Source organism: Flavobacterium sp. (genome assembly GCF_029242675.1).
Taxonomy (GTDB): domain Bacteria; phylum Bacteroidota; class Bacteroidia; order Flavobacteriales; family Flavobacteriaceae; genus Flavobacterium.
Genome location: NZ_JAQWTM010000311.1, coordinates 1 through 9728 on the forward strand (window position 1 = coordinate 1; position 9728 = coordinate 9728).

Here is a 9728-nt window from a genome sequence, read left to right on the forward strand (position 1 = left end):
AACAAACTTAAGGATGTAAATAGTGGAGCAAGTATGCTTTTAGGTCCAACAATGGATAGTTTACGATCAGCGAGTGTGATGAAAAACATGCGTACGCTACACATCCGTATGAAGCAACACAGCCATAATGCGGCTTACCTAGCAGAGCGTTTTGAAAAAGACGGTTTAAAAACGGTTTACCCCGGATTAGCGAGTCACCCGAGTCATGCAATTTATTCCGGGATGATCAATCCTGAGTACGGTTATGGAGGAATGATGACGATTGACGTGGGTTCTTTGGCTCAAGCCAATGCTTTAATGGAGTTAATGCAGTCTAAAAATCTTGGGTACTTAGCAGTGAGTTTAGGATTTTACAAAACATTGTTTAGCGCACCTGGAACCTCAACATCAAGCGAAATCCCTATGGAAGAACAAGCAGAAATGGGCTTGACGGATGGATTAATTCGTTTCTCGATAGGATTAGATAATGATATTGAAAGAACATATCAAATGATGAAGGCTTGCATGCAAGAGCTTTCTATTTTGTAATAAAATAAACCAATACTTTTAAAATCCGTTGTAGAGTAAACTACAACGGATTTTTTTTTGTTTGGATGCTTTTAGTGATAAAATAAACTCCAATAATGATAAATGGAATACTCAATATTTGACCCATGTTTAACAGCATTCCATTTTCAAACTCAACTTGGTTGATCTTTACAAATTCAATGAGAATTCTCATTACAAAAATTAATGTGATCGTAAATCCAAAATAAAAACCTTTGCCAATTTTTATCTTTTTAGATCTATAAATAGCAAAAATAGTGATGAAAATCATCAAATAAGCAAGTGCTTCATATAGCTGTGCGGGATGCCTAGGCTCATTATCTATCCTGCTAAATACAAAGGCCCAAGGCATACTAGTCGGATTTCCTATCATCTCTGAATTCATCAAATTAGCCAATCTAATAAAAGTCGCGCCCAAAGGAGCAACTACAGCAATCAGATCGAGAATCATCATGTATTTTATTTGATACTTTTTAGCATACAAATAAAGGGCAAGCAATAAACCCAAAGTACCACCATGACTAGCTAGACCCGCATAACCAATGAAGTGATAAGACCCATTTGCTGTTTTTTGAATAGGTAAGATTATTTCAAGCAAGTGTTGCGAATAGTAGTCAAAATCATAGAAAAAACAATGTCCTAATCTTGCTCCTACAAATATCCCAATAATACCATACATGAATAATGCTTCATGCGCTTCACTCGAAAGCTTTTCTGCTTTAAAAATGCCTTTTAGAAAATACATGCAGAGCAACAATCCTGATGCAAATAAGAGTCCGTAATATTTTAATGGAAAACCAAAAATAGAAATAATTTGATCGTTAAAATCCCAATTGATATACAATGCAGTCATACAATTTATTAGTTGTTAGAATTAAATGCGTGTTGCATTATGGTTTCGTTTTTTTTATTTTTAGTTATTATCAACATAAGGTTTAGTCGATTTCAGCAATTATCCAACCCTTACTCTTCCTGATTAAAATTTATAACTATACCCAACACGAACTACCTGAGTTTCGTAATAATCATTGCTAATATAATCAAAACCTTGACCTGTAATTTCTTTTCTGGTAATCATGGTATTAAATAAATCGGTGGCGTTTATAAACAACTCTCCTTTTCCTTTTTGAATTGCTTTTTTTACACCTAGATCAATTGAAAATCGCGACTTTATTTTTCCTTGCGGAATAATATCTGGTGCCAAATAAATCGCCGTTAATTGCGCACTAAACTCCTTGCGAAAGTTAAAGGTATTATTCAATTTTATGTTTCCAGAAATGATTTGCTGTTGGTCTGCGGAAAAGGTGTTCACAACGGGATATTTATTTTCAACAGTAAAAGCATCGATTTGATTTCTGTACCCATTCAAATTAATATTGAAGGAATACAATTTTGATACTTCTTGGCTTAAAACGACCTCTACACCGCTATTGAAACTTTTTTTCACATTTTGAAAAATGGCGTAAATAATAGGACTTCCCGTCACAGTACTCGAGATTCTAGTTATGGTACCATCAGCAAAACGATGGTAAGCGGCAGTATACAAACTTCCTTTTTCCCAATTGTTTTTAAAACCAAGTTCTACTGAATTAGTGAATTGTGGTCGTAAGGCTGGGTTTCCTACTTTAATAATTTCGGCATCGTCATATTTAGGAAAAATACGAATATCAACCTCATTCGGTCGGTCTACTCTTCGATTGTAAAAAGCCGACAGTTTGTTGTTATCATTGATTTTATAGGCTAAACGAAAATTAGGAAAGGGCTGCGTATAATTGTAACTATCAGTTGTATAAACAGGATGATCTTCGTTTACATCATATTCTATTTTTACATACTCTATTCTTAAACCAAGCTCTGCTTCCCATTTATTATTTTCAAAAATATAATTCCCATAAACGGCAGGAATTAATTCTTTGTAAGTTGCTGCTCCGCCAGCACTAGCATCTAGAACCGAATTTGCGCCTGGCATAAATTGCATATTTGTTGGAATACTGCGGTTACGAAGTTTTAAACCCGTTTCAAGTCTACCATACTTCAATGGTTTGATGTAATCCAAATTAAAATCATACACTTGCTCATCTGACAAAAGCTTAAACGCATCAGTGCCTGTTGAAGAAGGTAAGAAATTATCATAGAAATATTTCTCGTCCTCCCTGTGAAAGGTATAATTAAAACCAATGTTTAATAAACGACCCGCTTCTTTAAATTTATGTTGGTAGGCTGCAGTTGCCATCCAAGTCGTTTTCAACTCATCTTCAAGAAATTGCCATAATCTGCGGCGCTGTGAATAATCTGCATTAAAAAACGGTTGATCCCCGCGATCAATGATCTTCTCTGATCCAAAAAGTCCCGAAATAGTCAATGAATTTTGGTCGTTAATAGCATAATCGACTCCCGTTTTCAAAGTAGTAAAATGGGTGTTCCTATTCCTTTTTAATTGTGAATTAATAATAGCACCATCGTCATACGTTCGCGTCACAAATTCATTTTTATTCAACGTTTCGGTGTACAAATAATCACCTTGGAAAAACACATTTACTTTGTCCTTCTTATAATTTAAGGAAACACTAGGATTAATTTTGGGTGTAAAAGTATATTGCGGTCGAATGGTTGGTAAGTTCTCTTTTCGAACCCATAATGATCCTAAACCGGTGGTGTAACCGAGCTTCCCATTAAAACCGTTTTTTCTGTTCTTTTTGTAAATTATATTAATGATTCCCGCATTTCCATTCGCGTCGTATTTCGATGAGGGATTATTGATGATTTCTATCTTTTCTATGGCCGATGCTGGAATATTATCTAAACCTGATTGACCACCAAAACCTGTGATCGCTGTTTGTTTCCCATCAATAAGCACGGTTACTTTATCATTTCCTCTTAGCTGAACTTTACCATCTTGAACTGTGACACTGGGTAAATATTGCATAGCTTGAAGCACTGAACCACCTGTTTGACTGATATTATCTTGTAGTGAAAAAGTCTTTTTATCCATTTTATCGCTAATTTCACTTGCTTTGGAGGTAATTACGACTTCATTAAGTTGGTTTAGATTCTCAACTAGTTCAATAGTATTAAGGTCCAAAAATTCAGAAAGCGTTCCTACATATAATTCTTGCCTTAAAGTGGTGTAACCCAAATAAGAAATTTCCAAAAAGTATTTCCCCGATTTTGTATTTGATAAAGTGAACCGACCTTCTTCATTGGTAATTGCGCCACTTACGAAAGCATTGTCCTTTTCTGTTTTTAAAACTACATTCACGTAAGGTAAAACGATCTGGCTCTTACTATCTTTAATTAGACCCGATATTGTGACATTTTTTTGTGAATGGATAACCGAAATAAAAATTAGTTGTAACAGTAAAGTCAGTATTATTTTTAATCGCATAGCAGCAGTATCTTTTAGAAATTGAATGTAAAAGTAAGTATTTTTATTTAAGAGCGTAGGCTAGAAATTTGTCCCCAAGCTCTGCAAACAGTTATAATCTAACCCGTATTTACTGTAATCAGTAGTCCGTCAGCTTTAATTTTCTAGTTTCGATCTCAAAAAAAAACCGTTCTGAAATAATCAGAACGGTTTTCCAAATGTAAATCACTTTACCTTAAGCGTCTTTCCAGTTCAATTTACTGTTTTTTCGGCTAAAGCCAAAGTAAATTGTAAGTCCGATTAGTAACCAAATGGTAAAGTAAATCCAATTCCAAACACTTAACTCAGCCATCATGTACAAGCAGCTCACCAAACCTAATAAAGGAATCAATGAAAGGTTTTCACGGAATGACCAAAATGTTAGTCCTACCAAGACAAATAAGAAAATCCACATTGGAATTTTATGTTTGAATAAAGCAAAACCACTTTCATATTTTAAGTCATTGTCAATTGGCAAATTGCCTACAACCTCTGCATATTTAGCATCGTCTTGCTGATATTGGCTCAATAAATTTTCTAAATCTAATTTTTCAGTTGTTGATTTTGCTTCAAGACCTACTAAATAATCGTATACTTTTTGAGAATCTTCTTTGTTTAGCGAAGTGATGATATCAGTTGCATTTACAATTTTAGCTTCATTAGTAATAAAGCCCATCGTAGCTTTGTTGTTGTAATTGAAAGCGTAAAATAATCCTGCAGCCAACATAAAAGGCACAACATACTTAGAATTTACGTAGGGTGTTTTGAATTTCCCACGCGGAATATCTTTTTTATTTTGAAGTACTAAAACTCCAGCACAAACCAATACAAAAGCAAACAAAGTACCAATACTACAGAGATCAGTTACCATTGTTAAGTTTAAGAACAAAGCAGGAACTGCAACTACAAAACCGGTTACAACAGTAGCGTACGAAGGTGTTTTGAATTTTGGATGTACTCTAGAAAATTTCTTTGGCAATAAACCGTCACGACTCATACTCATCCAAATACGAGGTTGACCCATTTGGAAAACCAACAGTACACTTGCCATAGCAATTACAGCACTTACTGCAATAATTCCCGACATCCATTTTAAATCTAGCTTAGCAAATACAAACGCTAAAGGATCACCAACATCAAGTAAGCTATAGTTTACCATTCCGGTTAAAACTAAGGCGATGATCACGTACAACACAGTACAAATAATAATGGCCCACATCATCCCTCTTGGTAAATCGCGTTGTGGATCTTTACATTCCTCAGCTGTTGTTGAAATTGCATCAAAACCAATGTAAGCAAAAAACACTGCCGACACTCCTTTTAACACTCCGCTGACACCATTTGGTGCGAAGGGAGTCCAATTATCAGTATCTACATAAAAAACACCCACTGCTATTACGAGTAAAATGATGCACAGTTTTACAACGACCATCATGTTGCTGGCATTACGAGATTCCTTCATTCCACGGTATACCAAAGCGGTTATAAGTACAATTATAAACAAAGCGGGTAAATCCGCTACAAAGTGAAAAGATCCTATTGTAGGCGAAGTTGTCCAAGCCATATAGGACGCTTTTAGCCCTTCACTTAAGTTTTCGTATGATTTTCCGCTTTGCATTAATGCCGTTGCGTCTTTAAAGCCGTTTGATGCTGTTAGGTAATCCATTTGTATCCACTGCGGGAGATGAATGCCACCACTTTCGAGTAAGCCCGTGAAATAATCACTCCAAGAAATAGCAACGGTAATATTACCAATAGCATACTCCATAATCAGTGCCCATCCTATAATCCAGGCAATTAATTCTCCAAAAGCTACGTACGAATAGGTGTAGGCACTTCCAGAAACGGGAACCATCGAGGCAAATTCAGCGTAGGCAAAAGCAGCAAAACTACAAGCTAATGCCGTAAAAATAAATAAGAAAATAACCGCAGGACCTCCATCAGCACTCGCTTTTCCGATCGTACTAAAGATACCTGCACCAATGATAGCGGCGATACCAAAAGCAGCTAAATCTCTGGCTGTCAAATGTCTTCCTAATGCATTATGCCCATCGGATTCATTTTGCTCTACTTGCTTTAAAATATCTTGAACTGTTTTTTTTCTAAATAAACTCGAACCCTTCATATGTTGCTTTTTCTCATTAAAACTTACTATCTTCTTCATAAAATTTAATTATTTCTAAAATAATCCTCATTTTATTCGAAATCCAAATGTATAAAACTAATTTAATTTTTACTGATTTAACGCCTTGTTTTTTGTTATTTCAAAATTAAAAACCAGATTAGGATGCAATACGACCATCAAAACATTCAAAATAATAAACGATGTAACAAGTACCTTTTTGCTTCATTTAAATTTATTTCAAACAACTCCTTAATATAGATACAGGATGCTGCGCCTTGCGGTTAGTTCCATCATATATTTGATGACGGCAACTAGTTCCTGCAGCCGCAATAGCCACAGTTGCCTCGGTTGCTCTTACTTTCGGGAATAAGGTGTCTTCCCCCATTTGCATGCTAATGTCATAATGCTCTTTTTCGTAACCAAAGGACCCCGCCATACCACAACAGCCCGAATTGTATATCGTCACCGCTGCATTTTTAGGGAGGTTTAGCATAGCAAAAGTGGCTTCAATGGAACTTAACGCTTTTTGATGGCAGTGGCCATGAATTTTTATTTGCTTCGCTTCTTCCGTAAATTGATCAGCGTGTATCTTTCCCTTTGTGATTTCGTTCTTGAAAAACTCCTCAATGGTCACAACATTTTTAGCCAATTGGTTGGCATCTGTTTTATTTTGTGCTAAACGCAAATACTCATCTCTAAAGGTCAATATCGCCGAAGGTTCTAACCCTACTAGCGGACAATCGTCAGTAATAAGTGGTGCAAAAGTCGAAACATTTTTAATCGCAATTAGCTTCGCTTCTTCTAAAAATCCTTTGGAAATTAAGGCTCTTCCACTTTCTTCGTGATTTGCTATTAAAACCTGATATCCTAATTGTGTTAAAAGCTCAAAAGCGTCAATTCCTACTTGCACATCATAGTAATTGGTAAACTCATCAATAAATAAGTACAATTTACCTTTTAGAAATTCTGATTGAGTTCTTTCCTGTTTATCAATCCATTTTCGAAGCGTTTGCGGTGCTAATAAAGGCACTTGGCGCTTTGGAGCAATCCCCATTCTTTTCTTAACAAATGATAAATTAGCAACAAAATTGGTCAACGAGGGAAACAAACTTCCCATGGCGTTCATCTTAGCATTATTAGCAAAAATTTTATTTCGGAATGTAAAGCCATTGGCTTTTTGATATTGGTATAAAAATTCGGCCTTAAGCGATGCAACATCTACATTCGATGGACATTCGCTAGCACAGGCTTTACAGCTCACACAAAGATCAAACACTTCGTATAGTTCTTTATGATCGAATTTGTTCTCTTTTTCAGATTGGGTTAAATATTCTCGTAGTGCATTTGCGCGGGCACGAGTCGTATCCTTTTCATTTCGAGTGGCGCGGTAACTTGGGCACATAGCTCCTCCGGCCGATGGTAACTTACGACAATCACCTGAGCCATTGCATTTTTCAGCAGCTCTTAAAATCCCAATGCTATCTGAGAAATCTTGGAGAGTTTGCACCTCTGGCTCTACCCTGCCCGTTTCAAAACGGAAATTCTCGTCCATTTTCAAGGCATTTACAATTTTTCCCATATTCAAAACTGAATTCGGGTCGAAAGCCAATTTGACACGCTTTAATAATTCATAGTTTTTTTCACCAATCATAAACGGTAAAAATTCGCCACGTACAATTCCATCACCATGTTCACCGCTTAGCGAGCCTCGGTATTTTTTTACCAAAACAGCCACTTCTGTAGCAATATTTCTGAATTGATGCACCCCTTCTGCCGTTTTTAAATTCAAAACAGGTCTAAGGTGTAATTCGCCCGCTCCAGCATGCGCATAATAAATGGCACTTTGACCGTGGCGCTCCATCATTGCCGAAAAATCAGCAATATAGGCAGGTAAATCACTTAGTTCAACTGCAGTGTCCTCAATAGAATCCGCTGCTTTATCGTCACCCACAATACTTCCAAGTAAACCTAAACCCGCTTTTCTTAGTTCATTTACCTTATCAATATCAGCACCGTATAATTTTGGCGAAGCATATCCAAAATGATGCGCTTCTAAATCTTTAATTAACGCATTTGCCTGATTTTCGGCATCCTCCATACTCGCATGAGAAGCGACTTCAAAGAGCATAATCGCTTTGGGTTCACCCTGAATAAAAAACCTGTTTTTACTTTGCTCTTTATTTGTTTTGGTACAATCTAAAATGGTGTCATCAATCATTTCGCAAGTGTACAAATGATGTTTCATGGCGATCATCACCGCTTCTAAACTTTCTTGAATACTCGTGAAATGCGCCACTACCATGATATTATTGGTTGGCGGTAAATCATCCAGTTGTAAGGTTACTTCGGTTGTAAAAGCAAGAGTTCCCTCGCTTCCGCACAGTAATTTTCCAACATTTATAGTTGGTTGGCTTCCGCCAAAGAGGTCTGATTGCAACAAAATATCGACAGCATAACCCGTATTTCGTCGGTGAATTTCGGGCTTTGGAAACTCTTTTATTATTTCATTTTGGATTTCCTTATTTGAAAGTTCTTCGTACAATGATTTGTAAATAGCACTTTCAAGTGTATCGCCTTGCTTTTTTGAAAGAAATTCACTTGAAGTCAACTCTTTAAATGTCGCCTGCGAACCATCACTTAAAATCGTTTTGATTTCAACAATCTTATCCCGAGTTACACCATACCGAATCGAAGTTGTTCCAGAAGAATTATTACCAACCATACCTCCTACCATACATCGATTGGAAGTAGAAGTATTGGGTCCAAAAAACAATCCGTGTGGTTTTAAATATAAATTAAGTTCATCCCTAATTACTCCGGGTTGAACAGTAACTGTTTTTTTAATTGGATCGAAAGACAAAATCTTGGTAAAATACTTGGACACGTCTACGACGATTCCGTTTCCTACCGTTTGACCGGCAAGCGAAGTACCTGCAGTTCGTGGAATTAGAAAAACACCATGTTCGTTTGCAAAATGAATTAACTTTACAATGTCGGCATCCGTCTTGGGTAAAGCCACGGCCAAAGGCATAATACGGTAGGCCGAAGCATCCGTAGCATACAACGTTTTATGAAGATCATCGAATAAAAGGGTACCTTCAATTGCATCAGACAATTGTTGTAAAGGAAGTGAATTTGACATGTTACTCTAATTGTATTACCTATTTACGTGATAACTGTTGCAACAGCCATCCTTTGACAAATATAAAGATAAGGTCCTTTACTAAAGTATAAAACCAAAAAAGAAAGATAAATTAATCACTACTGCCAATAAGACCAAATAAACTTACGATCCTTGGAAGCAAATGAAAAACTGGCAAACAAATTGTAAATACTGCGTTAGGCAAATTTTAATCCCTTTTTATCTAATTAACTACGTCAAAAAAACTATTTTTGGAGGCGATAAACAAACCTAAAATGAATACTTGTAAATCTTTTATTGTACTCTTTTCTCTTTTGATACTCTCAATCTCGAGCGTTGAAGCACAAGAAAAAAACAATTCAAACCCTAAAAATGAATTTAGAGCCGTTTGGATTGCGACTGTTGCCAATATTGATTGGCCAACCAGCAATACCGATGCTGTCGAAAAGCAACAAAAAGATTTTATAGCTATTTTGGATACCTACAAAAAATTAAATTACAACGCAGTTATT

The 9728-nt window shown here is 36.2% G+C and carries 5 protein-coding genes and 1 pseudogene; 2 read left to right on the plus strand and 4 right to left on the minus strand.

All coding sequences use genetic code 11. The annotated features are described in order from the left end of the window. Positions 1-528, plus strand: a 528-nt coding sequence (locus tag P8M54_RS11295) for a PLP-dependent transferase (protein WP_300287966.1), incomplete at its 5' end; no start/stop codon positions are given. Positions 529-568: 40 nt separating this feature from the next. On the opposite strand, the gene lgt is transcribed toward P8M54_RS11295, so the two are convergent. The 4 genes from lgt to P8M54_RS11315 all read right to left on the minus strand — a co-directional run bounded on the left by lgt (position 569) and on the right by P8M54_RS11315 (position 9216). Further along, positions 569-1399 carry a prolipoprotein diacylglyceryl transferase gene (gene lgt, locus P8M54_RS11300; protein WP_300287967.1) on the minus strand — a complete coding sequence of 277 codons (831 nt, stop codon included), beginning with the start codon at positions 1397-1399 and terminating at the stop codon, positions 569-571. A gap of 123 nt (positions 1400-1522) precedes the next feature. Next, positions 1523-3931: an outer membrane beta-barrel family protein gene (locus tag P8M54_RS11305; protein WP_300287969.1), complete on the minus strand. Its 2409-nt coding sequence runs from the start codon at positions 3929-3931 to the stop codon at positions 1523-1525. A gap of 214 nt (positions 3932-4145) precedes the next feature. Further along, entirely contained in the window at positions 4146-6074 is a 1929-nt protein-coding gene (locus P8M54_RS11310; RefSeq protein WP_300287971.1) for an amino acid permease, read from the minus strand. Positions 6075-6306: 232 nt separating this feature from the next. Continuing rightward, complete coding sequence (locus P8M54_RS11315) at positions 6307-9216, minus strand: FAD-binding and (Fe-S)-binding domain-containing protein (protein WP_300287970.1); 2910 nt, start codon at positions 9214-9216, stop codon at positions 6307-6309. A gap of 275 nt (positions 9217-9491) precedes the next feature. Between P8M54_RS11315 and P8M54_RS11320 the strand changes: the two are divergent. After that, positions 9492-9728: pseudogene (locus P8M54_RS11320) on the plus strand (glycosyl hydrolase); the annotation flags it as partial.

What these genes read in the sequence shown, in the direction of transcription:
- lgt (WP_300287967.1), bottom strand. Translation starts at nt 1,399, where the DNA reads ATGACTGCATTGTATATCAATTGGGATTTTAACGATCAAATTATTTCT.
- P8M54_RS11305 (WP_300287969.1), bottom strand. Translation starts at nt 3,931, where the DNA reads ATGCGATTAAAAATAATACTGACTTTACTGTTACAACTAATTTTTATT.
- P8M54_RS11310 (WP_300287971.1), bottom strand. Translation starts at nt 6,074, where the DNA reads ATGAAGGGTTCGAGTTTATTTAGAAAAAAAACAGTTCAAGATATTTTA.
- P8M54_RS11315 (WP_300287970.1), bottom strand. Translation starts at nt 9,216, where the DNA reads ATGTCAAATTCACTTCCTTTACAACAATTGTCTGATGCAATTGAAGGT.